The organism is Bordetella tumbae (genome assembly GCF_965139195.1).
Taxonomy (GTDB): Bacteria; Pseudomonadota; Gammaproteobacteria; order Burkholderiales; family Burkholderiaceae_B; genus Bordetella_A; species Bordetella_A tumbae.
This window is the reverse complement of sequence record NZ_CBCSJH010000056.1, coordinates 1-25,001: the sequence shown is the minus strand read 5'-3', so window position 1 is coordinate 25,001 and position 25,001 is coordinate 1. Positions and strand designations below refer to the sequence as shown.

Sequence of the window (25,001 nt, the reverse complement as noted above, 5' to 3'; positions counted from 1 at the left end):
TTTTAAATTCGGTGCAACTAGATCTCAAATAATCATCATCGCGGGAATTTACTGCGTCACCACTTCGGCCCCACCCCCTCAACCCGCCTCGTCTGAAACTGCGTTTCGTCTGAATTCGTGTTCAAGCAGCGAAGGAGCGAGACTATACACGATTTTTTGAGGCGTTGGCAAATCGGTCGATAAATTTGAAAATAATTTGGGGACGAGGCAGATTCAGACGGATTTTCCGAGCTGTTTTCCCTATGCGGCCTCACAGACGTACGCCATACCAGCCCATTGATTCAATATAGGGCGATATAAAGATCGGCAGCCGTCTGTCACCGTTTACTATTGACGCTGAATCCACGATAACGCGACCTGAGCTTATGAGCGAAGACATCCTGATCAATATCACCCCCTTTGAAACACGGGTTGCCCTGGTGGAACAGGGCGCAGTACAGGAATTGCACGTAGAACGCAGTATTCAGCGCGGACATGTGGGAAATATTTATCTGGGCCGCGTCGTGCGGGTGCTGCCCGGGATGCAGAGTGCTTTTATAGAGATAGGCCTGGAGCGCGCCGCTTTTATTCATATTGCGGACCTGCGCGAGAACCGCAGTGAGCGCAGCCAAGGCCTGACGCCTACCCCTATCGAAAAGCTGCTATTCGAGGGTCAGACCCTAATGGTGCAGGTGATCAAAGACCCGCTGGGCACCAAAGGAGCTCGCCTCTCGACTCAAATCAGTATCGCCGGACGTATGTTGGTGTACTTACCGCATGACCCGCATATTGGTATCTCGCAAAAGATCGACTCGGAAGCTGAGCGGATTCAACTGCGCGAACGCCTGCAGGCACTCATCCCCGAGGATGAGAAAGGGGGTTTGATCGTGCGTACTCAGGCCGAAGGCGCCACCGACGATGAGCTGAGTGCGGATCTGGAATACCTGCGTAAGCTCTGGGCGAGCGTACAAGCCGCGGCTCGCAGCAACCCCGCCCCCGCCCTGCTGCATCATGACCTGACGCTCGAGCAACGTGTGTTGCGCGACATGGTCGGAGCCAATACCGGGACCATTCAGGTGGATTCGCGTACGACGACCACGGCCTTGATCGAGTGGGCGCGTCTCTATACGCCATCAGTGGCGGACCGTATTCAACATTACAGTGGTGAGCGTCCGCTATTCGATACGGCTAATGTGGATGCCGAGATCGCGCGAGCCCTGTCGCGCCGGGTAGATCTGAAATCGGGGGGATACCTGATTATTGATCAGACCGAGGCGCTGACCACCGTAGACGTCAATACGGGTGGTTTTGTGGGTGGCCGCAACTTTGATGACACGATTTTCAAGACCAATCTGGAGGCTGCCCAGGCTATCGCCCGCCAATTGCGACTGCGTAATCTGGGGGGCATTGTTATCCTGGATTTCATCGATATGGAGGACCTGGAGCATCGGGAAACTGTGTTGGCCGAACTGAAAAAGGCGCTGGCACGCGATCGTACCCGCATGACAGTCAACGGATTTACGCAGTTGGGGCTGGTGGAAATGACGCGTAAACGCACGCGGGATTCGCTGGCGCATCAGTTGTGTGAGCCCTGCCCTATGTGCGAATCGCGGGGGAATGTGCGCACGGCCCGTACGGTCTGCTATGAAATCCTGCGCGAGATTTTGCGGGAAGCGCGTCAGTTCAATCCGCGCGAGTTCCGTATTCTGGCCTCGCAAAATGTCGTGGACCTGTTCCTGGAAGAAGAAAGCCAGCATCTGGCGATGCTGGGAGATTTCGTCGGCAAGCCGGTCTCGCTGGAAGTCGAGACGGCTTATTCGCAAGAGCAGTACGACATCATCCTGGTTTGAAGGGTGTCGTTTCCCAGGAGCGCTGATCCTGGGACAAAGCGGCGGCTATGCCCGGCGTCGGATCTCTTCCGGCGCAGGGGCGGCTGCTTCCAGCCGGTTTGCGCGGTCCATCAGGGCCTGCTGCAGCGCTTGGACTGGTGCCCCCTTACGCACGATACGGATGCCGGGGATTTTCTGGCGCCCTACTGGCGGCTCAAAATCTGCTCGCAGCGATACCGTGGACGCATTCTGGAACATGGACCGGTTGCCTGTGTCCACGTAGGACTCAGCGGGCACGCCCTCTGCCAGAAGGATGTCGAATGACTCCAGCTCCAGGTGGAAGTACTGGAACTTGGGCATGTCGAGCTGCTGAACGATTGTCTTGCCATTCACCAGCGCAAATGCCGGCACAAGCATGCCGTCGAAGAACAGATGATGCCACGGAGATACCATTAAGTCCCGATGCGGCACGTTGTCGGCCAAGGAGTCCCTCTTGAACAAAATGGGGAACGCTTTGGCAGCATGTGATGCCGGAATGGACCTGCGATACAAAGTGCGATAGCCGACCCACTTTACTGTGGCCACGCCCCCGTTGGCCGTCATGACTTTGTCGCCTGTGCGCAATGTCTCGATCTTGACCTCGCCGTCCGGTGTGGCGATGTGGGTCCCTTTCAAATAGCAGGCATAACTGACGGTACCGCCCTCAAAGCGCAGCTTGGAAACGTCCAGTATGTTTTGCACCCCAAACTGAGCGATCTGATTGCCTTGAGCGTCCACAAATGCCAGTTGGTCGCCATTAAGCGAGGACGAATCAGCGCCAACGACCTGAATCGTGCTCCCCGGACCCAACCCATTGATCAGCAGATTGTCCTGGATTACGTCGCTGGGGGTATAGATAAAAGAGGTACCGCTCGCGGTCATGTTCAGATTGACACTGCCGATTGAAGTGCTGTCACCGGAACTGGGCTGGACATATTCCAATGTCGTGTTCGAGCCCATCGTGAAATCGAGCGACTCAACGACGGGATAAAACACGGTCGTCCCTGTTGACAGCATCGTGGAATCCAACGCCTCAAAGCGGACATGTATTCCGTCTACCAACGTAAAGTCGGGACTGATGATCAGATTCGCCTGGTTTGCTGCCACGGTGAAATCCATGACATCCGTTGATCCCGACTCATTTGACAAGGTGACATAGCTGGCTTTTTCGTAGCTGCCTACCACCAATCTATCGGAGCCGGGGACAGTGTTTTGATCAACGGTCAATAAACGAATTTCGTTAGGAAAACGCAAGACATCGGCCATTCAATAGGCTCCTGGATAAGCTAAGACCGGTTTATGGTTTTCTCAGAGCGCGCCTGCTTTTCTAGGGAATTGTTATTGCTGCATTGCACCGCTTTCCCACCCCGCCCTGGGACGGCAAAGCATATCGGCAAAATTAAAATTCTGTAATACTAATTATTGACTTTATGTATCGATGAGACACAAGTACGGACATAAAACGACTTGTTTCTCATAGATGCGAGGGATTTCAAGCCGAACTTCGGTTGAAACGGCGTTGTGTATATTAGTTACGTTTCAAGGGAATCGCGCGACTTTTGCTCTCGCCTACGGTGGTAAGCGGCCAGCCTTTTGCCCACGGCAACGACAACGAATGCGCCCGCCAACTCTGCGGCAAGCTTGGCTGCCGTGGTGGGCTGCCCCAGGCGCTGCACAAAATAGCTGTCTGTGATCAACATGCCGCCGGCAATCCACCCCAGCAGCCCTGCCCCGAACGCGACCAGCAGGGGAAAGCGGTCTATCAGCTTGAGTAATAGGGTGCTGCCCCAGATGATGATGGGCACGCTGACGAGCAGGCCAAAAATGACGTAGAAGATCTGATGATCGGCATGGGTGTTTTCAGCAGCCCCCGCAATGGCGATGACATTGTCCAGGCTCATCGCGAAATCCGCCACGATGATGGTTTTGACTGCCGCCAGCACAGACGCCGTACTTTGGATCTTGTCGTGACTGCCGGATTGAGGAACCATCAATTTGATGCCGACCCAGAGCAACAGCAGACAACCAAAGACTTTGAGAAACGGAACGCTCAACAAAGCCAAGGCAAAACTGATCAGGATCACGCGCAACATGACGGCGCCGGCGCTGCCCCAAAGAACGCCCTGCATACGCTTGGCCGGCGGCAAACCGCGACACGCCAAGGCAATCACGACGGCGTTATCTCCCCCCAGCAGGAGATCGATAAGGATGATTTGAAATACCGCCCCCCAATGAAGGGTCTGCAGAAACTCTAGCATTGGCGTACCCGGATCTGTATGGATATTGCGAGACGCATCGACGTGCCAGGGGCCTCGTCCGCACTCACGGCAATACAAAGGGCGCTTTCATGGCGGACTCCCACCATTGCAGCGGAATCAGATCAGTTTACCTTCAGCTAGTTGTCAGCACACATTCAGTTTGTTGTCATGAGGGGCTCACCGCGCTAAAGCGGCGAGTCAGTCCTCGCGGAATTGCATGTTGTAGAGCGAGGCATAGAGGCCCTGTGCGGCCAACAGCTCTGCATGTGCGCCTTGCTCAACGATCCGGCCGCCATCCAGAACGATGATGCGGTCGGCGTTTTGCACGGTAGACAGGCGGTGTGCAATCACCAGCGTGCTACGACCGCGCATGAGACGCTCGAGCGATGACTGAACTTGACGCTCGGACTCGTTATCGAGTGCGGAAGTCGCCTCGTCCAGAATCAGGATCGGGGCATTTTTAATCAATGCGCGGGCAATCGCCAGGCGTTGACGTTGTCCGCCCGACAGGCGGGCGGCGTTTTCGCCCACGGGGCTGTGCATGCCCTGCGGCAGGCTGTCGACGAACTCGAGCAGGTTGGCGGCGGCCAAGGCATCGCGTATCTGTTCGTCGCTCGCCTGCCCTAATGCGCCATAACCCACGTTGGCCGCGATGGTGTCGTCAAACAGCACCACGTCCTGGCTGACCAAGGATAAATGGGAACGCAGGCTGCGCAGGGTGAGCTCATTGATCGGCACATTGTCGATCAGAATATCGCCCGCCCCAGGGAGGACGAAACGCGGCAACATATTGGCCAGTGTGGTCTTGCCGCTGCCTGAGCGTCCGACCAAGGCGACGGTCTGCCCGGGTTCGATCTGAAAGGAAACGTCATGCAAGGTGTCGCGCTCGGCATCCGGAAAGCGATGCGTGACCTGACGGAACTCAATGCGCCCGCGCACCGGTTCGGGCAAAGTGCGCGTGCCGGTATCGACCTCGGGATCCTGATCGATCAGGGTAAAGACGCTCTCTGCCGACACCAGCATTTTCTGCATTTTGCCGGCGAGGTTGGTCAGGCGTTTGATGGGGTCAAAAATCTGGGCCAGCGCAGCCATAAAAGAGGCAAAGCTACCGACGGTCAGATTGCCGTGATTGGCCTGGCTGAGCGCTACGGCGATGATGGCACCCACAGAGATCGAGATGCAGACCTGGGTCAACGGCGTCATGGCAGCATCGGCCGTGGCAGTCCGCATGGCGAAACGGCGCAAGCGCGCATTCACGAACGCAAAACGGCCGCGCTCCGCCTCATAGCCGTCGAACAGCTTGATGACGCGTTGACCATTGATGCCCTCGCTGGCCACACGGGTCAACTCGGCATTCATATTAACGGTTTCGCGATTGATGCGACGCAGGCGCCGAATGAATGCGCGCGCGATCAGGACCGACACGGGCAGCATGACCAGGATGATCAGCGTCAGCATCCAGGACATGTACAGCAGCACGCAAATCAGCGCGATCACGACGAGCGTTTCACGCACCAGGACGGTGATCACATCGGTGGCGTAGCCGGTGACGTTGCCGGCATCGATGGTAAAGCGATTCAGCAGCCGCCCGGTATCGCCGCGCTTGAAGTCCGCATCGGGCAAGCCGAGCAGGCGCTCGAACATGTCGCGGCGCATGCCGAGCAGGACATTATTGGCCACCCAGGCCAACAAGTAATCGCTGAAAAAGTTACATACTCCCCGTAAGAAGATCAGACCCACCACGGCGAGGGGGATCGCCCACACGTAATACGGCTTGGTGCCCGCAAAACCATCATCGAGCAAGGGCTTCATGATGATGGCCAGCGTCGGCTGCGTGGCGGCGGCGCCAGCCATCAGCAGGATAGCCAGCAGCAGCCCCTTCCAGTAGGAACCGACGCGGCTATAGACGCGCTTCCAGAGTTCGGACTTGACCGGATGAGATCCAGCGGGTGCGTGACGGGCGTCAGAATTCAAGAGGGGGCTCGCTTTAATACAATTGTGCTCGGGATTGTACCGTTCGACCGTTCCAAGGAACTGAAGTTGCCCACATCAGAGATTTCTTGCCTTTATGTCCGTCTGCCTAATTGGGTTGGCGATGTTTGCATGAGCCTGCCCAGCCTGGCACTCCTGAGCGCGACTGGCTTGCCGGTCGTCGTCTGTGCACGCCCCTGGGCGCGCGACTTGTTGGACGGCGTTGTCAAACATGATTTCATCCCCATGAAGGGCCGCCTGAAAGAGGACTACCGCGCTGTGCGCGAACATCGGCGCACATGGGGTGCGGCCGCGAAGCGGGTGCGGGGCGTGACCCTGCCCGACTCGCTCTCGAGTGCCGCGACGTTTCGGCTGGCTGGAATCCCCAGCGCCGGCTATCGGGACGATGGCCGCAGCCTGCTGTTGCGCTGGCCGATTGCCAAGCCCGACCCGCGCCTGCACGCCGTGCAATCCTGGTATTACCTGACACGCAGCGCTTTGGCGCGTTGGGGACTGCCAGTAGGTACTGAACAACCGGACTCAACGCTGAATTTGCCCATCACTGCCGCCCAGCAAGAGGCCGCAGATGTGCTGTTGCGTGAGGCCGGTCTGACGGCACAGCGTTTTATCTTGATTGCCCCCACAGCGACTGGCCTGCACAAAGGCAAAGTTAAAGTCTGGCCACATTTTGATACGTTAACGCGCGCGTTACAGGCACATGGCCATACCGTGGTAATGTGCCCTCCTCCTGCCGAGGTTGAGCAAGCGCAGTGCAATGCGCCGACAGCGCGCCTGCTGCCTGCTACCCCTCTGGGAGCCTTTGCCGCGCTGACGACACGCGCCTCATTGGTGATATGTAATGATTCTGGGGTGTCGCACATCGCTGCAGCGGCTGATGCATCGCAACTGACGCTATTTGGCGTCACGAGTCCAGGACGTACGGGCCCCTGGTCGCCCCGTGCGATCTGCCTTGGATCGGACGGGAACTGGCCTGCTGCCGACGAAGTCGAACGTGAAGTCGGCAACTTGCTGCAACCTGCTTGACCGGATTTTTTTACATGACTTTTACGAATTACCTGGCCAACCTCATTATTCCGCAAAACCTCTGCGTGACTTTTGTCGTTCTGGGTTTGGTCCTAGGCCTGTTTCGCTTTCGCAAGACAGGCGCTGCTCTCGCTGTTGCAGGCATCATCTGGCTGACGGCCTGGTCGCTGCCTGCGACGTCGATATGGCTGGGAGGCTCACTCGAGGCACGTTACCCGCACCTGCCTGCGGCGGAACTGCCCGTCGCCGACGCTATTGTGGTGTTGGGCGGCAATACGGCGAATGGGCGCGCCAATTGGTTTCTACCCTACGACAAGGACACAGCGATCGTGCGGGTAGATACTGCCACTAATCTATACAAGGCCGGACGAGCACCTAAGGTGGTCCTGTCTGGCGGGGCGCTGGAAGGCGATATCAGTGAAGCTCGCGGCATGGCCTATACGATGAAGCAACAAGGCGTCCCGGAAAGCGCCCTGGTACTGGAAAACGCCAGCCGCACGACCTATGAAAATGCCACGCAGACCGAAGAAGAACTGAAAGAGCACGGTTTCAAGCGCATCTTGCTGGTGACCTCGGCACTGCATATGCCGCGCGCAATGGCCGCCTTTTCCAAGCAAGGCGTGTCTGCCATCCCGGCCTCGACGCCGCCACAGATTTTCTTGCCGCCCGATGGATCGGTGACACCGTGGCTGCCGCATATGCGAACGCTCGATGCCAGCCGCAGCATTATCAAAGAGTATGCCGGCCTGCTCGTGTATTGGCTGCGGGGATGGGTCTGAGCATGGGGGCCGCCATGGAATGCCGCCCGGGGTGCGGAGCGTGCTGCACGGCACCGTCGATTTCCAGCGCGATCCCTGGGATGCCGCACGGCAAACCTGCGGGTACGCCCTGCATCCAATTGGATGAAATGATGCGTTGCCGGATTTTTGGCCAGCCTGAGCGGCCATCCTGTTGCTCGGGTCTGCAAGCCTCTTTGGAAATGTGCGGCCAGAACCGAGAGGAGGCGCTTCAATGGCTGATGCGCCTCGAACTCGACACCTCGCCGCTGAAGCACCCCGTGTGATGGCTCGCCGCCGGACTGATCGACGGCCGGCCGAGATGAAGGCGAACTGCCATGAACTATGAGGACCCGGCGCAGTCGAGACGTCTGTGACGTCAGCTCGTCAGCTCAGGCTGTCAACGTCTCTCGATAAACGTCCACGGTCGCCCGAGCAAAATCGTCGAGGCCAAAAAAATCGACGGCACTACGCCGCGCCGCTGCCCCCATGATGGACACCCTGCTGGGGTCTTGCAACATCAAGGTCAGAGCTTGAGCGATGGCGGGAACATCGCGAACGGGCACGATCCAGCCATCCTCGCCGTCTCGGACATTTTCCGGCAGGCCGCCCGCATTGCTCACCAATGCAGGCAAGCCCAGCGACATCACCTCTCGACAGGCATACGACAAGGCTTCGCGATAGGACAGTACGAAGCCGACATGGCAACAGGCCAGAGCATCGCGGACGTCGTCCAGCAAACCAGGGAAAAAGACTTGGTCCTGCATGCCTGCCGCGCGTACGCGTGCCAGCTTGTCGTCATTGGGAAGATCACCCGCCACGAGAATGAAAATGCGCTCGCGCAGATCAGCAGGTAGGCTGCCTGCGGCGTCGACGAGATCGAGCCAACCCTTTGCATAATCGGTACCGCCAGCGCTGCCAAGCAATAAATGGCCACGCCAGGCAGGACCGAAATAATGATCGCGCAGCGCCTCTGCCGAAGAAGACCCGGTCTCTGAAACCTGCGTGATATCGAACGGAGCAAAATAATCGGTATCGATGCCATGCCGGATCGTGGTGGTCGGTACGCGCCGATATGGCGAGGCCATCACCATGTTCCGCACAAAGTCGCTGACGGCAATGACATGATCTGTCGCCAAGGCAGCCCGCATGCGATGGCCCAAGGAATCCAGGGGATGATCGTTATGCTTGGTGAACACAACACGCGGGCGATGGCGCATGCCCATCAGTGCAAGCATGACCTGCTTATGGTCTGCCGAACCATTGACATGAATGATGTCGTAGCGCTCTTGCGCAATCAAACGCCTCAACGCGGCGCGTTCGCCAAACCAGGATGACAGCCGCGTCGTGAAACGCATACCGACGGTGCGCACACCAGGAATCGCCCCCGCGTAGCGAAACAGCCGGCTCGTGTCCGGCGCAGCCACGGTGATCTGATGATCACCCGCCAGCGCTTTTGCCAGGCTGGTAATGTAGGTCGTATGGCCGCCCCCATTACGCGGGTGGAAATTGGTGTAAAGGATCTTCACTGAGGATTATTTACGCTGATCAGACAAAAAGCTGAGCTTGGCGTATCGAAAAAAACTGCCTGCCGCTGCCGTCACGGCCAGCACCAAGCCGTGGCGCCCGTCAAGAAACCCTCGACGAATCAAATAAATACGCACAAAAGTCCAAAACCCGTGGCCCAATGCACTGAACACCGTCGCCCGTTTACCACGGGCGTACATCATGGTTGCGGCGTCCGAAGAATAACGGTTGATCTTGTTGATCAGCGCATCCAGATTAGGATACGGATAATGCTCGAAATGCCCCTTCAGTTGCAATACGGGGCCTTGCGGCACGACTCGCTCGTGCACGGCGGCGTCAGTAAAGCGCCCAGTGCCACGCTTGAACAAACGCAGCACGTAGTCGGGCCACCAGCCACTGTGGCGGATGAAACGGCCGCAGAATTCCGACAATCGCGGGATGTCATAGGCCTCGGCCTTTGGCGACGCAAGCACCGCCTGGATCTCGCGGGCCAATTCTGGTGTGACACGCTCATCCGCATCAATGGACAGGACCCAGTCGCCAGTGGCCAGATCAAGCGCGCGGTTTTTCTGTGGTCCGAAGCCCGGCCAATCGGACGTGGTTTCGACACGTGCGCCAAAATCGCGGGCGAGTTCGACAGTATTATCCGTGCTGCCGGAGTCCACCACGATGAACTCGTCGGCAAAGGCCACCGATTCCAGGCAGCCCACGATGTGCTTGGCCTCGTTTTTGGTAATGATGATGACCGAGAGCTTCATTTACGATTCCTCAGCCGTCTTTTCCACGCCTTCCAGGCGTGATAACGCGGGCCAACGATGGGATGACGGGACATCCAGATGCGACGGTTCAACCAGGATCCGCCGAGGTTGCGTACCGCAAAACGATAGATGTGCTCGGGGTTGGTGCCCGGCAGGTTTTGGCCCAAGGCATCAGTGGTGTACAAATGTTTGAAGCCTGCCTCGCGGGCCATCTGTACGTAATCGTCGTCAAAGTAGCCCTGTGGCCAGCACAGATGATCACTGACACCACCTAACTCGCGAACCAGGGCTGCACGGGAATCTTTTAATTCCTGGGCAACGTGCTCGCGTTTGGCAGCAACGTCAGGGCCGCATTCCTTGTCCCAACGGGTATGGGTGTGCGTATGGGAATGCACTTCGAAGGTCCCTGCCGCCAACATGGCGCGCACCTCGCTCCAGCGCAGCATCACCTCGTCGGTGCGGCCCTCTGCGACCAGGCGTTTGCTTTCATGGTGATCGGGCGAATGCGGCACGGGCAAGCCCTGCCCCTCGTAGGGACGCACGTCTCCCTGGCCGAGCCAGCCTGTAATCAGAAACAGGACGGCTTTCATGCCATAGCGTTGCAGAATCGGATGCGCGTATGTCCAGTTATTCAGATAACCGTCGTCAAACGTAATGAGAACGGACTTTTCGGGAACGGTACCGCCGGCCAGATAATCAGCGAACTGCTGGGCGCTCAGCGAGGTGTAGCCTGCACGGGCCAGACCCGCGATCTGTTGTTCGAACACCTCAGGCGTCACGGCAATCATGCCGCCAGCCGGGTGGACATGGTGATACATCAGGACAGGAACGTTGGGCGCGTTAGACATGCGGAATCACTCTTGAGCACGTTACGCCAGAGCGGCGCGGCTGTTGGCCTGGGCCGCATGACCGTTGGTGCGGTGCGCGGACGCGAGATCACTGGTGATAGGGTTCACGATCGGCGCTCCGCCAACCATTTACGGTAGACCGCCTCTGTGTTTTCCGCCAAACGTGCGGGAGAAAACACGCCCTCTTCCCACACCATGCGACGGCCGGCTTCGCCCATTTCGCGGCGCAGTTCGGGATTGTCGATCAAACGCTCCAATGCGCTTTGTAATGCAGCGTGATCGTGCAGCGGCACCAGGATGCCGGTCACGCCGTCACGCATCATTTCGGATACGCCGCCGACATCCGTGCCGATGACCGGCAGCCCGGCGGCTTCGGCCTCGACGTATACCGTGCCGGACGCTTCTTGTTCGGTGGCCAGCGCAAACAGATCAAAGCCCGCCAGCAGATTGGGCACGTCGCGCCGCGTGCCCATCAGGTGGATGCGGTCCTGCAGGCCCAGTTCCTGAATGTAGGCCTGTGTGTTTTCGAACGTCGGCGAACCCGAGCCCACGAATACCATATGCAGTTTGGGCCGCGTCGCCATCAAGGGGCGCATGGCGTCGATCAGGCTTTTATGGCCTTTGGCCGCACGCATCACCGCGACACAACCCACCACGATATCGTCCTCGGCCAAGCCGAGTTCGCTGCGCAATGTCGAGTGCTCGACAGGCGGCGGCAGAACAACAGGGGAATACAGGGTGGCGGTATGTTCGGCGGGCACACCTCGGCTGACCAGATAGCGGCGCACATACTCGCTGACTGTGGTGACACGATGCGGCAGCCAGGTGTAGGACAGCATCGATCCGACTTTACTGGCCAGATGGCGCGTGCGTACGATGAGCGGCGTACCGGCCAGACGCCCCGCCGTGCCGGCGATCAGGGTATCGATACGGCTGTGAGTGTTGACCACATCGTAATTGCCCTCCAGCAGAATGCGCCGCACGGCGACTACGCCCTTGAGGTATTTGACCAAGCCGCCCATGGGCACGGTATGTACCGTAAACCCCGCGTCACGCAGACGCGGCACCAACTGGGCTTGCGGCTGGCAGACGGCCTCGATGTGATGGCCGCGCGCGCGCATGGCATGCATTTCCTTGAAAATGCGGTGTTCCTGCCCGCCGAATGCGACGGCCGCCTCGGAGTGGAGTATGCGTAGCGGTTGCATCAATAGGTCACCTCTACCCCGTCAGGATTCGCCCAGGCAGTCAGGTTGTCAAGCAAAGTATCGGCCATGCGCACACGCCATTCCTCGCCCAGCCGTACCGTGCACAAGAAATTGTCATGCTCGTAAATAATATCAACCGGCACACCAGGAATGCCATTTTCCGGCTCGGCCCGGAATGGGTTGAGCATCTGGTGGAGGCGCTTGGCGTCGGCCTGGCCGTTGAGTTTGACGCGCAGCGATTTCGCGCGCGCCTCGCGGGCCAACTGCAAATCGTAAAGCTGATCCGCCACGATGCGCATACCGCCGGAATAATCGTCATTGCTGACTTTGCCCTGGACGATGATCAGCTGGTCTTCGCGCAAGCGGGAACGATGCTTTTCGTACAGCTCGTTGAAAACGGAAATTTCCAATTGGGCAGTGCCATCATCCAGCACTGCAAATACCATTTTGCCGCGCCGGGTCATCATGGTCCGCACGCCCGCCAATACGCCGCACATCCATTGCAAATCTCGCTGTGGCTCGATACGTGCGAGCTGCGTGGGCACGATGCGGCGGACCTCGTCGCGCCAGTAATCAAACAAATGGCCGCTGAAGTAATAACCCAGCGCTGATTTTTCCTCAGTCAGCTTGGTGTGCAGGTTCCACGGGGCGACCTTGCTGAGTTCGCCTGCGACCACGTCACCGCTGTCGTCGCCAAACAAGGAGGCCTGATTCGCGCTGCGGGCGGCCTGCTCGGCGGCTTCCATTGCGGTGCTGACCGAGGCCAGCATGGCGGCGCGGTTAGGCTCGATGGTGTCAAATGCCCCCGCGCGAATCAGCGCCTCGATCGTGCGGCGATTGACGGCATGCTTGTTAATACGCCGACAGAAATCGAACAGATTCGCAAAGGGACCCTCCGCCTCGCGAGCACGCAGGATTTCCTCGACGGCGCCTTGTCCGGTGCCCTTGACCGCACCCAAGCCATAGCGCATGGTGCGAGGCGGCTTGCCCTGCTTGGTGTGCTCGTCCTGCACAGGCTCGAACCGGTAACCCGACGCGTTGACGTCGGGCGGCAGCACTACCACGCCGTTTTCCTGGGCATCGCGGCAGAAAATCTGCACTTTGTCCGTGTCGTCCATGTCCGACGACATCGTGGCGGCCAGAAACTCAGTCGGGTGATAGGCCTTGAGCCAGGCGGTCTGATAGGAGATCAGCGCATAGGCCGCCGAGTGCGATTTGTTAAAACCGTAGCCGGCGAATTTTTCCATCAAGTCGAACAGCTTGACGGCCAGATCCGGGTCATGGCCTTTTTCCTTGGCACCCTTTTCGAACAACTCGCGGTGCTTGGCCATTTCCTCGGGCTTTTTCTTGCCCATGGCGCGGCGCAGCAAGTCAGCGCCGCCCAGCGAGTAGCCGCCGATGATCTGCGAGATCAGCATCACCTGCTCTTGGTAGACGATGACCCCGTAGGTGCTTTTCAGCGTGTTTTCCAGATCGGGGTGGAAATAATCCACCGCCGCACGTCCGTGTTTACGGTTGACGAAGTCATCCACCATGCCGGATTCCAACGGACCCGGTCGGTAGAGCGCCAACATAGCGATGATGTCTTCGAAGTTGCTGGGCCGAAGTTTTTTCAACAGCTCTTTCATCCCGCGCGATTCCAGCTGGAACACAGCCGTCGTGTTCGCATCGCACAGGATCTTGTAGGCCGCCTGATCGTCGAGTTCGAGCGACATGATGTCGAACTCGCGCTTGGATTCATTGAACTGGCGTACATAGCGTACGGCCCAATCCAGAATCGTCAAGTTTCGCAGCCCCAGAAAGTCGAACTTCACCAGGCCGGCGGCCTCGACGTCGTCTTTATCAAACTGCGACACCGCACTGTTTTCCTGCCCCGGCTGGCAGTACAGCGGGCAGAAATCGGTGAGTTTGCCTGGCGCGATCAGCACCCCGCCCGCGTGCATGCCGATGTTGCGGGTCAAGCCCTCCAGGGGCTGGGCCAGGTCAACTAGCGCGCGGACTTCTTCTTCTTGTTCGTAGCGTTCTTTGAATGCCGGCTCGTCTTTCAGGGTGCGGTCGAGCGACCAAGGATCGGCCGGGTTGAACGGGATCAGCTTGGATAGGCCATCGCAGAACAGATAGGGCATGTCCAACACCCGCCCCGCATCGCGGACCACGGCCTTGGCGCCCAAGGTACCAAAGGTCGCAATCTGGCTCACGGCGTCTCGGCCGTATTTCATCTTGACGTAGTCGATGACGCGTTCGCGGTTGTCCTGGCAGAAGTCGATATCAAAGTCGGGCATGGATACCCGCTCGGGATTCAGGAACCGCTCGAACAGCAAGTCATAGCGGATCGGATCCAGATCGGTAATGCCCAGCGCGTACGCCACCAGTGAGCCCGCACCCGAGCCCCGGCCCGGACCGACGGGCACGCCGTTGCTCTTGCCCCAATTGATAAAGTCCTGAACGATCAGGAAGTAGCCCGGAAAGCCCATCTGAATGATGGTTTTGCACTCCCAGCGCAGGCGCTCGTAATACTGCTCGCGCTTGGCGTCGCGAACGGCCTGGTCGGGGAACAGGAATTCCAGGCGCTTTTCCAGGCCGGCCTCGGAGAGCTGTACCAGATAGTCATCCAGAGACACGCCCTCGGGCGTGGGGAATATAGGCAGCCGTGGCTTGCCCAGCACCAGCGTCAGATTGCACCGCTTGGCAATTTCGATGGTGTTGGCCAGCGCCGAGGGCACATCGGCAAAGCGCCGCGCCATGTCCTCGGAACTGAGTAGATATTGCTCTTTTGTGAAACGGCGCACCCGGCGCGGATCGGCCAGGATCTCGCCCTGGGAGATACATACGCGCGCCTCGTGAGCCTGAAATTCGCTTTGATCCAGGAACTGCACGGGATGAGTGGCCACGACGGGCAGTCCGGCCTCGGCGGCCAGACGCATGGCGGCCTGGGTATAGGCCTCGTCACCGTCGGCGCCACTGCGCTGCAGCTCGATATAAAAAGCCCCGGGGAATAATTGCCCCCATTGCCTCGCCAACGACAACGCCGTGACGGCATTGCCCGTATCCAGGGCATGCCCGATGTCGCCGCCCCGCCCCCCAGAGAGCACAATCAGCCCCTCTCGACCCGCCAGCCACTCACGGCGGATTTCGGCACGGCCTCTGCCCTGGTTGGTCAAAAAAGACTGAGTCAGCAGCTCGCAGAGGTTCAGATAGCCTTTGTGGTTGCGTACGAGCAACAGCAGGCGGAAAGGCTTGTCGGGGTCATCGTCATTGGTCAACCAGACATCGCAGCCCGCGATCGGTTTGACCCCCTTTCCACGTGCGCCCTTATAGAATTTGATCAGCCCGAAAATATTGGACAGATCCGTGAGGGCCACGGCGGGCTGGCCCAGCTGGGCGACCCGCTTGATCAGGTCAGGAACGCGCACGATGCCATCCACCACCGAGAACTCGGAATGGACGCGCAAATGGACAAAGGCAGGCTTGGAGGTAACGGCTTCAGACATGGTCGGAATTGTACCCAGTCGGCCGTCTGCGCGGGTACGCCAGGGCCGCACTCCGTCATCTTTTGCCAAGCTATGAGAAAATAAGTTGTCTTTTATCGGTTGGCTCTCTGAGAGCTATGCGTTATGAAGTGGCTGATTCTTGCTATCTGGCTGGCCTCCATCCTGTTTGCACATTTTCGAGGCCGTGTGCGTCTGCGTCTGTCCCGTCAGCTGTTGGATCAATCCGCCGTGCTGGCGCCGGTCAACGCCTTTATGGTGCTGTGTTCGCGTGTGCCGACCACCCCCTACCTGCCCTCGCGCGAGATTCCTGAGTTGCAGGTACTGGATGACAACTGGGAAGTCATCCGCGACGAAGCGCTAAAAATGGCCGAGCTGCGCCGCATCAAGGCCGCCGAGAAGCATGACGACATCGGCTTTAATTCATTTTTCAAATATGGGTGGAAGCGTTTCTATCTGAAATGGTATGACGCTCGTCATCCGTCGGCAGAGGAACTGTGCCCGCGCACCGTCGCCATCCTGAAAAGCCTGCCTAAAGTCAAGGCGGCCATGTTTGCCGAGCTACCCCCTGGCGGCAAGCTCAACAAGCACCGTGACCCCTTTGCAGGCTCGCTGCGCTATCACCTGGGCTTGACTACGCCCAATGATGACAGATGCCACATCATCGTCGACGGCGAGCCGTATAGTTGGCGGGATGGTGAAAGCGTGGTCTTTGACGAAACGTATGTGCACGAAGCCCACAACCAGTCTGAGGCCAACCGCATCATTTTGTTTTGCGACATCGAACGCCCGCTGAAATGGCGATGGGCCGAGGCGTTTAACCGGTGGTTCGGGCGTGTCGTGATGTCGGCGGCCAGCTCGCCGAACGATGGCGGCGATCAGACCGGCGCCATCAACAAACTGACGCATGCCCACTGGGTCATCGATCAAAAGCGCAAGCAGTTCAAGACGTGGAATCGTACGGTGTACAAGATCACCAAGGTCGTGTTGATTGCGCTGGTGATCGTGGCGTTTCTGGCGCTGTAATTGCAGAATTACTGCCACCTACGCTGAATGATTCATGGTAATCGAGCGCGGTGGTGGATTGTCGTTATCGACGGATCACGGATGCTGTATGAGTCCGGACAGATCCGCCGATAACGCATCGGCGCGTCGACATATCAATGCGCCGATGCTTTCGTCAACGCACGTCGCGGATCAATTATTGAATTGATTTGTTGTCAGCGTCGGCTGCGGGCGCGTTTTCGATCTCACCCTCGCCACCCAGAGTCGTGACAAGATTGCCGCTGACCACGGCCTGCTCGGGTACGACGTCAGCAGGCTCGCTGAGCAGCTCTTGTGTTGCATCGGTCGGCTCCGAGTTTTGCTCCGCAGCAGCGTCGCTACTGACGTTTTCGCTGTCGGCGACTGCCGACGCCACGGTCTCCATGCGAATCCCTGTGGCGTACTCTACCGTGTCTGCGAATGCCTGATAGGCCCGCGTCGTCGCTTTTAGTAGATCAGCACGGACCCCTTCGCTAAACCACGACGCGAGGTATGCCAACATCTCGGTACGCGAAGTCGTCAGGAGGCCCACCATGTTCCTGTCAATGAAATTTTGCTTTTCATGCTCTGCATAGGGCAGAGCGATATCCAAAGCAGTCTGTCCATTCCGATCCTTGATGCTCCTGTCCGCACCGGCCGCTATCAGCGGAGCAACGACCTCGTATCCGAAGTTAGCAGCAGCGTGATGCAGCGCCGTACGCCCGGTCTCGTCCTGTGCATCGAGGTGCAGTCCATTACGACACAGATACCGTGCAACATTCACCGAGTTGCTTCCAGATCCGGCAATGGCGACAAGCATCAGCGCGTTGCGCCCATGTCGATCGACAGCATTGGGATTTGCGCCTCGTTCGGCCAATTGGCGCAAGATAAGGCCGTTGCCGTACTTTGCTGCTGCCATCATGGCCGTCTCGCCGTTTTTGTCGGTAGCCTCCAGTTGATCGGCAGGCGCCATCTGGATCAGTTCGTTGATCAAATGTTTACATGCGGGTTTGGGATTTTTTGCCAGATAAATGAACAGAGGATCGTTGTAGGAATCGAGCGGGTTTTGAGAGCCCAGTAACTCGGTGTCAATTTGACCATTATTGATCCATGCTTCGAGTGTCGGCGCATCGTCTTCAAATAGGGCTGTGTAGAACTGCTTAAGCGTCACGGCGCTGCCCGCTGTGGCTGATTCAGGCTGGTGAATCGGAGAGGTTGCACCCACCGCAGTAGAAAGGTTATTAGTACTGCCAATGTTTGGTAGCATCTGACTGAGCTCCGTCTGAAATTTGACAAGACAAACCTGAGAAAACTCAGGCGCGTAGGAGCACTCTGAGTAACCGTGCTTTCCCTGGCGTTCCTCAGACGGCGCTTAATTTTCTAACACTCCACGATATTCACTGCTAAGCCGCCACGGGCTGTTTCTTTGTATTTCGTTTTCATGTCCGCGCCGGTTTCGCGCATGGTTTTGATGACCGAGTCGAGTGACACGTAATGTTGGCCGTTGCCACGCAAAGCCATGCGGGCCGCGTTGACGGCTTTGACGGATGCCATGGCGTTGCGCTCGATACAGGGAATCTGGACGAGGCCACCTACAGGATCACAGGTCAACCCCAGATTGTGTTCCATGCCGATTTCGGCGGCGTTTTCGACTTGGTGTACGGTGCCGCCCAGCACGGCTGCCAGCGCCCCGGCGGCCATGGAACAGGCGACACCGACCTCGCCCTGGCAACCGACTTCGGCGCCAGAGATCGAGGCGTTGTATTTGTATAAGAGACCAATCGCTGCAGCCGTCAGCAGAAAATCGCGCACGCCCTGGGCGTTCGCGCCCGGAACGAAGCGGTCGTAATAATGCAATACAGCCGGGATGATGCCCGCCGCGCCATTAGTGGGCGCGGNCACGACGCGGCCGCCTGCGGCGTTTTCCTCATTGACGGCCATCGCATAGAGATTGACCCAATCCATGACGGACAACGGGTCGGACAGGGTGCGTTCGGCCCGCTGCGTCAGGCTGCGATGTAGCTCGGGCGCGCGGCGGCGCACTTTCAGTGGGCCGGGCAAGTCGCCATCCGCTTCGGGGTAATTGATGCCGCAGCCTCGGCTGACGCAATCCTGCATGACTTGCCAGATGCGATCCAGCGCAGTGTCGACCTCGGCCTGGGTGCGCCACACGAGTTCGTTGCGCATCATCAATTGCGCCACCGTACAGGACTCGGCCTGGCACATTTCCATCAGCTCGCGACTGGTGCGAAAGGGAAATGGCAACTGGTCATGCGCCGCGATGATCTGGCTATTCGACGCGCCCGCGGTCACCACAAAACCACCACCCACCGAGAGATAACGGGCTTCGCGCAAGGCGTTGCCGACGGCATCGTAGGCATGGAATTTCATGCCGTTGGGATGCTCGGCCATGGCCTCGCGGCGATAAAACAGGATGTGCTCTTTCTCGATAAAAGGCACGGCAAAATGGCCTAGCAGCGCGAGAGACTTATTCGTGCGCACCGACTGCAGCAGCCCCGCAATCGCTGACGGGTCCACGGTGTCGGGAGCCTGCCCCATCAACCCCAAGATGACGCCTTTGTCGGTGCCGTGTCCCTTGCCGGTCGCCCCCAGGGACCCGTATAGCTCTACCCGTACCGAGGCCACCTGAGACAGCAGTTCATCACGCTCCAGACCCTGTGCAAATAAAAGCGCGGCACGCATGGGGCCCACCGTATGGGAGCTGGACGGCCCTATACCGATTTTAAAAAGATCAAATGCGGAGACTGCCACGATTAACCTCTGTGAAAGGGACGATGAGGATCATATAGACATGATACGCGGACGACAGCCACGCCATCGACAGCGCTGGTCAAACTGGGGACAGAGATATAAGGTATGGGTAAAGGAAGCTCGGAATTCTTTGCCCGATGACGATTTCCCCCCGGCATCGCGCCGTGCGATGATTACATATGACAGGTTTGTTTCAATCCAAATCCAACGACTCGTGCCGTTGATTTTTTCAGGCTGACTATGTCGGGACTCATACCCCTCCTCGATTTTGCGGGATACGTGGCGCTGCTGTTGTGGGGCGTACACATGGTGCAGACGGGCGTACAGCGTGCGTTCGGTGCGGCCTTGGGGGCAGCGCTAGGGCGCGCCCTGGGAACGCGATTACGGGCGTTTTCGACAGGGTTGGGGATTACCGCCGCGTTGCAGAGCAGCACGGCAACGGGGCTGATGATCACGGGGTTTGCTGCCGGCGGACTCGTGGGCCTCGCTCCTGCGTTGGCTGCGATGCTGGGTGCCAATGTGGGCACGACCTTGATTGTGCAGCTGCTGTCGTTCGACCTGACCGCGTTGGCCCCCATCCTGATCCTGGCCGGGGTATGGATGTTTCGCCGTTACCCGCCTGGCCGTACCCGTGACCTGGGCCGGGTGTTTATAGGCCTGGGGCTGCTATTGCTGTCACTGCATCAGTTGGTTGAGCTGTTCGCTCCTCTGCAAAATGCGCCTTTGCTGCAGCAAATACTGGATGCGCTGGCCACCCAGCCTGTCGCCGCGGTACTGTTGTCGGCGGCGCTGACCTGGGCTGCACACTCCAGCGTCGCCATCGTCGTCTTGATCATGTCCTTGTCGGAGCATCACCTGGTCTCGCCCGCGCTCGCGCTGGCACTGGTATTGGGCGCCAATCTCGGCACGGCGGTCAATCCGATGATCGAGGGCGTCACCGGCGATGATCCAGCCGCTCGCCGTCTGCCCCTGGGCAATCTCCTGACACGGGTCATCGGGGTGGTGCTGGGGCTGGTGTTGCTGCCATGGCTGCCGGGTTGGATGGGTTGGCTGGAGAGCGACAATGCGCGTCTGGTGGCGAACTTTCACACCGTGTTCAACGCCATGATCGCCTTGATTTTCCTGCCGCTGCTGACGCCGTATGCGGCGCTGCTGACGCGCTGGTTGCCTAAAAGAACGGATCCCAATGACCCTGCCAGACCTCAGTATCTGGACGAATCGGCGCACGATGTGCCGGCGGTTGCCTTGGGGAACGCTGCACGCGAGGCGCTGCGTATGGCCGATATGCTGCAGACGCTCTTGCTCTATGCCCGTGCGGGCTTTAAACGCGATAACCGCCATCGCCTCGTGCAGGCGCGCCAATTGGATAACGCCGTGGACAAGATCGAAACGGCTATTACTACCTATCTGGCCTTGCTGGACCGCGAGGACATGACTCGCGACGATACCCGACGGCTGGACGATATTCTGGCCTTTGCCAGCAACATTGGGCACGCCGCGGACATCACGCATCATGGCCTGCTCAATCACATTGCCCGTTTGCGCAAACAAGGCTGGGTTTTACCGGCTGAACAACGTCAGCAATTGGACGAGACGCTGGCCCGCTTGATCGCCAATCAACGCGAGGCGGCCGCCCTGTTCATTAATGATGATGTGCGCCAGGCTCGCGAATTGGCAGGTGAAAAATCGCGTTTCCGGGAACTGGAAATGCAGGAATCGGAAGCGCATCTGCAGAAAATCAAATCCGGGCAAATCGATGCGGCAGAAGTCGGCGCGCTGTATTTGGATATTCTGCGTGACATGAAGAGCATCAATTCGCACTTGGTAGGTGCGGCCGCCTATCCATTGCTGGCTCGCCATGGCGAATTGTTGCCGAGCCGGCTGCGCGAAACAGGGAATTGACGGGATCCGAGCCACGATGCCGATGCGGGCTGGCGTGCAGGCCAGCCTGATGCCGGTGTCGTCCCGTCAGCCTCACAGCAATTGCTGCAGATCATCAAACATGGATTCCCACTCGGCCTCGTCGACGTCCATAAAGCCGAAGAATCGCAACATGAACGCTCCCTCTGTCGCCAGAAATGCCAATCGGGCGCGCTTGCCCTCTGGCGTGGTGGCATCCAGCTTGGCAATACGCTCTCGATACCATTTGCGCGTGCTGACCAGGTGCTCGGGCGTTTGTGCCAGAGCCGCCAGCAAACTGGCTGATTTGGCGCTGGCCTCGTCGGTACGCCGGGTCGCCGCGACGTGGGCGCGCACGGCATCCACGGGATCGGTGCTGCCCGCCATGGTCTGCGCGAACAATCTGTCGTAGGACGCCCCCCAGCGTGTAAACAGCGCGTCCACCAGGGCGTCTTTGTTCCCAAAGCAGTATTGCACGCCGCCTTTGCTGATGCCCACGGCCTTGGCCACGGCGTCGATGGTCAAGCCTGCCGCGCCCGAGGTTTCGATAATGGCCTCGGCGGCGTCAAGCAGCTGTTCACGATCTACGGTACGGGTTCGGCCCATTGTTACTCTTTTTTAAATACATACGTATGGAATTAAATTATAATCCCGTTCATCATCCGGTACCAGGCTGGATGCCGTTCAGGACCCACATTCTGGCGCATGTCCTGCCGCAGGACGCCATCGCCCCAGTCTGCCATGGGTAGGCCTGCTCGTTCAACGGCATCGCCTTAGTCCCGGCGGGGCAACCCATGTCGTCTTTGCATACTCCATCATCACACGCGTTACGCTGGCTCATCCTGGCCATTGTGTCGGTCGATCTATTCTTGATTGTGATCGACATGACCGTGCTCTACACGGCACTGCCGCACCTCACCCTGGCCCTGCAGGCTACGGCGTCTGAAAAACTGTGGATCGTCAATGCCTATCCGCTGGCCGTCGCCGGCTTGCTGCCCGGGATGGGCACCTTGTCCGACCGCTATGGGCCCAAGCGGCTCTTTGTAGGCGGCATGGCGATATTCGGTATCGCTTCGCTGCTGGCAGCCTATGCGGCCAATCCGGAATGGCTGATGGGCGCCCGCGTTCTGCTGGCGGTAGGCGCGGCCATGATGATGCCCGCCACGCTCGCGATCATTCGCCATACGTTCCAGGATACCCGTGAGCGGGCGATCGCCATCGGCATCTGGGCAGCGGTCGCCTCGGGCGGCGCAGCGTTTGGACCGGTCGTGGGTGGCGCCCTGCTGGAGCACTACTGGTGGGGATCCGTGTTTCTGATCAACGTGCCGACGGTGTTGATCGTGTTGCCGTTGGCAATGTGGTTTATCGAGGATCATCGCAGTGGCTCGACCCGGACCTTTGACCTGATAGGTTCAGGGCAAATCCTGGTCGGCCTGGTCGGCTCGGTGTATGCCGTCAAAGAGCTCAGCCAGCGCGCGCCGTCTTATAGCCTGGCGTTGTTGGCGGGACTCATCGGCGCCGTCTTTTTGCTGTTCTTTGTCAAACGGCAATTACGCACGACGGATCCGCTGATCGACCTGCGGTTGTTCCGTAATCGCAAATTCAGCACGGCTGTGATCGTGGCGCTCGCGGCAGCGATCGCCTTTGCAGGCATTGAATTGATTTATAGCCAATGGCTGCAGTTGGTCCGTCAGATGTCGCCGTTGCAGGCTGGACTGTTCATCCTGCCTGCGCCGCTGGCTTCGTTCGTTGCGGGGCCGATCGCGGGCTTGCTGATACCGAGGCTGGGCGAAAACCGTGGCATGTGGCTGTCGATGCTTGTTGCCGGGCTCGGTGCATTTGCGTTGGTCGGCACCCATCAGATGGCGCCGGTCTGGCAACTGGTCAGCCTGACGATCATGGGTTTTGGGCTCGGGATGGCGCTGACAGCAGCATCGAGCTCGATCCTGAGCAATGCGCCCGCGGATCAGGTCGGCATGGCTGCCTCGGTCGAAGAAATGTCTTTCGAATTGGGCGCCGTGCTCGGTGTCGCGATCATGGGCAGCCTGGCCACGGCAGTGTATGGCGCCACCTTGATATTGCCCGACAACAGCACGCTGCCTGCGGTGGTGTATGACAGCCTGGACGAGGCTCTGGCCGTCGCGGCGACGTCCGCACCCGCTGTCGCAGCCATACTCGCCGAACGTGCGCGTGCTTCGTTTGACTATGCACTGCTGGCGGTGATGGCCGCAACAGGAGGGCTGCTCCTCACAACGGCGTGGCACACGTGGCGCAAGAGGACCGATCAACCTGCCCCGCACACAACCCTGGCGGCGGACACTGCTGGCAGGTAAGAAAAACCCAGAAGGGGGTATAGCCAGCGCGTGCTTTTGATCTGCCCTCGTCGCGGGAAAACCGTGACACGAAGCGTAACTATCACGCGGAAACCCGTTGATGCCGTGACAGAACACGGCATCAACGCCGACCGCACGATACGATCATCACAGATACCGTTGGAACCACTCCAGCATACGTTGCCAGCCGTCACGAGCATCGACTTCGCGATACATGGGACGATAGTCTGCGAGAAAACCGTGGTTGGCTTCCGGATAGATCACGATTTCCGAGGCCCGTGCGGCTTCGTTGCCGCTAGCCAATACGGACCGTAGCGCCTGGACCGTATCGAGGGGAATGCTGGCATCCTGGCCGGCATACAGGCCAAGCACGGGCGCGTGCGTATTCGCTGCCACATCCACGACCGTTTGCTTGATCAGGGGGCCATGGCCGGTAGCGACCTTGCCATACCAGGCGACGCCGGCCTTGACGGTGGGATTATGCGCGGCATACATCCAGGTCAAGCGGCCGCCCCAGCAAAATCCTGTGACGCCAACGCGCGAAGTATCGCCGCCATGTTGGCCGGCCCATTCGATGCAGGCATCGAGATCGGCGTAGACCTGTTCGTCCGGGACTTTTGCAACGATGTCGGAAATCAGTTTAGGAATATCGGTGTATTGCGACGCGTCGCCCTGACGTTGATACAGGTCGGCGGCAATGGCCAGATAGCCGGCTTTGGCCAGGCGGCGGCAGATGTCTTTGATGTGCTCGTGCACGCCAAAGATTTCTTGTATGACCAGGACGACGGGCAGGTCCTTTTCCCCTAGCGGTGCGGCGTAATAAGCAAAGATGGTGCCGTCGTGCACGGGTAGATCGATACCGCCCTGCTCCAGGCCTTCGCTATCGGTGTGAATCGTAGTGGACGTGGGCTGGCCGGCTGCGGGGGCAAAACTCATGACGGGACTCCTATGCCAATGACCTGGCCGATTTGGCTGGTCTCAAGAGTGAATGTACTTGGCGGTGGGAGTGGGTGCAAATGTCTGGGCGGTGTTGAGTACTTTCGCAGTACGGGTGGAGTGGTTTTGCTTAGGGATGGTTTATTTGTCGGTAGATGGCTGGTTTTTTGAGGGGGATTAGATAGTTTGCTGGCGACGGATAGCGTTCTTTAGGCGTTCCGCAGGCGGGGCAAAGCGCGATGCCGGCCTAATCGCAACGGCTCGGCCCATGACCAGGGGCCTCGGTCCGCTTCGCGGACTACCCGTCGCTCAAAAG

The 25,001-nt window shown here is 58.8% G+C and carries 19 protein-coding genes and 1 pseudogene; 7 read left to right on the top strand and 13 right to left on the bottom strand.

Going from position 1 to position 25,001, the window contains the following annotated elements; all coding sequences use genetic code 11:
• The first annotated feature begins 365 nt into the window (after positions 1 to 365).
• Positions 366 to 1,829, top strand: coding sequence for a ribonuclease G (gene rng / locus ACNA0J_RS28165; protein WP_415822263.1), 1,464 nt, complete (start codon positions 366 to 368; stop codon positions 1,827 to 1,829).
• Positions 1,830 to 1,874: 45 nt separating this feature from the next.
• Here the strand turns inward: rng and ACNA0J_RS28160 are convergent, their stop codons facing one another.
• The 3 genes from ACNA0J_RS28160 to msbA form a co-directional block, all read right to left on the bottom strand.
• Complete coding sequence (locus tag ACNA0J_RS28160; protein ID WP_415822262.1) at positions 1,875 to 3,113, bottom strand: Hint domain-containing protein; 1,239 nt, start codon at positions 3,111 to 3,113, stop codon at positions 1,875 to 1,877.
• Positions 3,114 to 3,379: 266 nt separating this feature from the next.
• Positions 3,380 to 4,105 (bottom strand): TerC family protein, encoded by a 726-nt coding sequence (locus ACNA0J_RS28155; RefSeq protein ID WP_415822260.1) that lies wholly within the window; start codon positions 4,103 to 4,105, stop codon positions 3,380 to 3,382.
• 198 nt (positions 4,106 to 4,303) lie between these two features.
• Positions 4,304 to 6,079, bottom strand: coding sequence for a lipid A export permease/ATP-binding protein MsbA (gene msbA, locus ACNA0J_RS28150; protein ID WP_415822258.1), 1,776 nt, complete (start codon positions 6,077 to 6,079; stop codon positions 4,304 to 4,306).
• 129 nt (positions 6,080 to 6,208) lie between these two features.
• Here msbA and ACNA0J_RS28145 point away from each other — a divergent pair, with 129 nt between their 5' ends.
• The 3 genes from ACNA0J_RS28145 to ACNA0J_RS28135 are packed head-to-tail and all read left to right on the top strand — an operon-like array spanning position 6,209 to position 8,183.
• Positions 6,209 to 7,120, top strand: a complete 912-nt coding sequence (locus ACNA0J_RS28145) for a glycosyltransferase family 9 protein (RefSeq protein ID WP_415822257.1) — start codon at positions 6,209 to 6,211, stop codon at positions 7,118 to 7,120.
• Between the two features lie 14 nt (positions 7,121 to 7,134).
• Entirely contained in the window at positions 7,135 to 7,899 is a 765-nt protein-coding gene (locus ACNA0J_RS28140; RefSeq protein WP_415822255.1) for a YdcF family protein, read from the top strand.
• Between the two features lie 14 nt (positions 7,900 to 7,913).
• A complete protein-coding gene (locus tag ACNA0J_RS28135) occupies positions 7,914 to 8,183 on the top strand; it encodes a YkgJ family cysteine cluster protein (protein ID WP_415822254.1) in 270 nt (89 codons plus the stop codon).
• Between the two features lie 105 nt (positions 8,184 to 8,288).
• Here ACNA0J_RS28135 and ACNA0J_RS28130 read toward each other — a convergent pair whose 3' ends face one another.
• The 5 genes from ACNA0J_RS28130 to dnaE all read right to left on the bottom strand — a co-directional run bounded on the left by ACNA0J_RS28130 (position 8,289) and on the right by dnaE (position 15,725).
• Complete coding sequence (locus ACNA0J_RS28130; protein WP_415822253.1) at positions 8,289 to 9,425, bottom strand: glycosyltransferase; 1,137 nt, start codon at positions 9,423 to 9,425, stop codon at positions 8,289 to 8,291.
• 6 nt (positions 9,426 to 9,431) lie between these two features.
• Complete coding sequence (locus ACNA0J_RS28125) at positions 9,432 to 10,181, bottom strand: glycosyltransferase family 2 protein (RefSeq protein WP_415822251.1); 750 nt, start codon at positions 10,179 to 10,181, stop codon at positions 9,432 to 9,434.
• On the bottom strand, positions 10,178 to 11,029 hold the full coding sequence (locus tag ACNA0J_RS28120; RefSeq protein ID WP_415822250.1) for a polysaccharide deacetylase family protein: 852 nt from the start codon (positions 11,027 to 11,029) through the stop codon (positions 10,178 to 10,180). Before ACNA0J_RS28120 ends, ACNA0J_RS28125 begins: the two co-directional genes overlap by 4 nt.
• 104 nt (positions 11,030 to 11,133) lie before the next feature.
• The gene (locus tag ACNA0J_RS28115) at positions 11,134 to 12,234 is read right to left on the bottom strand and encodes a glycosyltransferase family 4 protein (protein ID WP_415822248.1); all 1,101 of its coding nucleotides are present in this window, start codon (positions 12,232 to 12,234) and stop codon (positions 11,134 to 11,136) included.
• On the bottom strand, positions 12,234 to 15,725 hold the full coding sequence (dnaE, locus tag ACNA0J_RS28110) for a DNA polymerase III subunit alpha (protein WP_415822246.1): 3,492 nt from the start codon (positions 15,723 to 15,725) through the stop codon (positions 12,234 to 12,236). Before dnaE ends, ACNA0J_RS28115 begins: the two co-directional genes overlap by 1 nt.
• Before the next feature lie 123 nt (positions 15,726 to 15,848).
• Here dnaE and lpxO point away from each other — a divergent pair, with 123 nt between their 5' ends.
• Positions 15,849 to 16,748, top strand: coding sequence for a lipid A hydroxylase LpxO (gene lpxO, locus ACNA0J_RS28105; protein WP_415822245.1), 900 nt, complete (start codon positions 15,849 to 15,851; stop codon positions 16,746 to 16,748).
• A gap of 175 nt (positions 16,749 to 16,923) precedes the next feature.
• Here the strand turns inward: lpxO and ACNA0J_RS28100 are convergent, their stop codons facing one another.
• The 3 genes and pseudogenes from ACNA0J_RS28100 to ACNA0J_RS28090 all read right to left on the bottom strand — a co-directional run.
• On the bottom strand, positions 16,924 to 18,012 hold the full coding sequence (locus ACNA0J_RS28100; protein ID WP_415822243.1) for an ankyrin repeat domain-containing protein: 1,089 nt from the start codon (positions 18,010 to 18,012) through the stop codon (positions 16,924 to 16,926).
• A gap of 113 nt (positions 18,013 to 18,125) precedes the next feature.
• Positions 18,126 to 18,643, bottom strand: a pseudogene (locus tag ACNA0J_RS28095) (L-serine ammonia-lyase, iron-sulfur-dependent, subunit alpha); the annotation flags it as partial.
• Position 18,644: 1 nt separating this feature from the next.
• Positions 18,645 to 19,517, bottom strand: an 873-nt coding sequence (locus tag ACNA0J_RS28090; protein WP_415822242.1) for a serine dehydratase beta chain, incomplete at its 3' end; no start/stop codon positions are given.
• A gap of 240 nt (positions 19,518 to 19,757) precedes the next feature.
• On the opposite strand from ACNA0J_RS28090, the gene ACNA0J_RS28085 reads away from it, so the two are divergent.
• Complete coding sequence (locus ACNA0J_RS28085; RefSeq protein ID WP_415822240.1) at positions 19,758 to 21,419, top strand: Na/Pi cotransporter family protein; 1,662 nt, start codon at positions 19,758 to 19,760, stop codon at positions 21,417 to 21,419.
• Between the two features lie 72 nt (positions 21,420 to 21,491).
• Here the strand turns inward: ACNA0J_RS28085 and ACNA0J_RS28080 are convergent, their stop codons facing one another.
• On the bottom strand, positions 21,492 to 22,022 hold the full coding sequence (locus ACNA0J_RS28080) for a TetR/AcrR family transcriptional regulator (RefSeq protein WP_415822239.1): 531 nt from the start codon (positions 22,020 to 22,022) through the stop codon (positions 21,492 to 21,494).
• 188 nt (positions 22,023 to 22,210) lie between these two features.
• Between ACNA0J_RS28080 and ACNA0J_RS28075 the strand changes: the two genes are divergently transcribed.
• Positions 22,211 to 23,749, top strand: a complete 1,539-nt coding sequence (locus tag ACNA0J_RS28075) for an MFS transporter (protein WP_415822238.1) — start codon at positions 22,211 to 22,213, stop codon at positions 23,747 to 23,749.
• Positions 23,750 to 23,896: 147 nt separating this feature from the next.
• Here ACNA0J_RS28075 and ACNA0J_RS28070 read toward each other — a convergent pair whose 3' ends face one another.
• On the bottom strand, positions 23,897 to 24,685 hold the full coding sequence (locus ACNA0J_RS28070; protein ID WP_415822237.1) for a dienelactone hydrolase family protein: 789 nt from the start codon (positions 24,683 to 24,685) through the stop codon (positions 23,897 to 23,899).
• Positions 24,686 to 25,001: the final 316 nt, after the last annotated feature.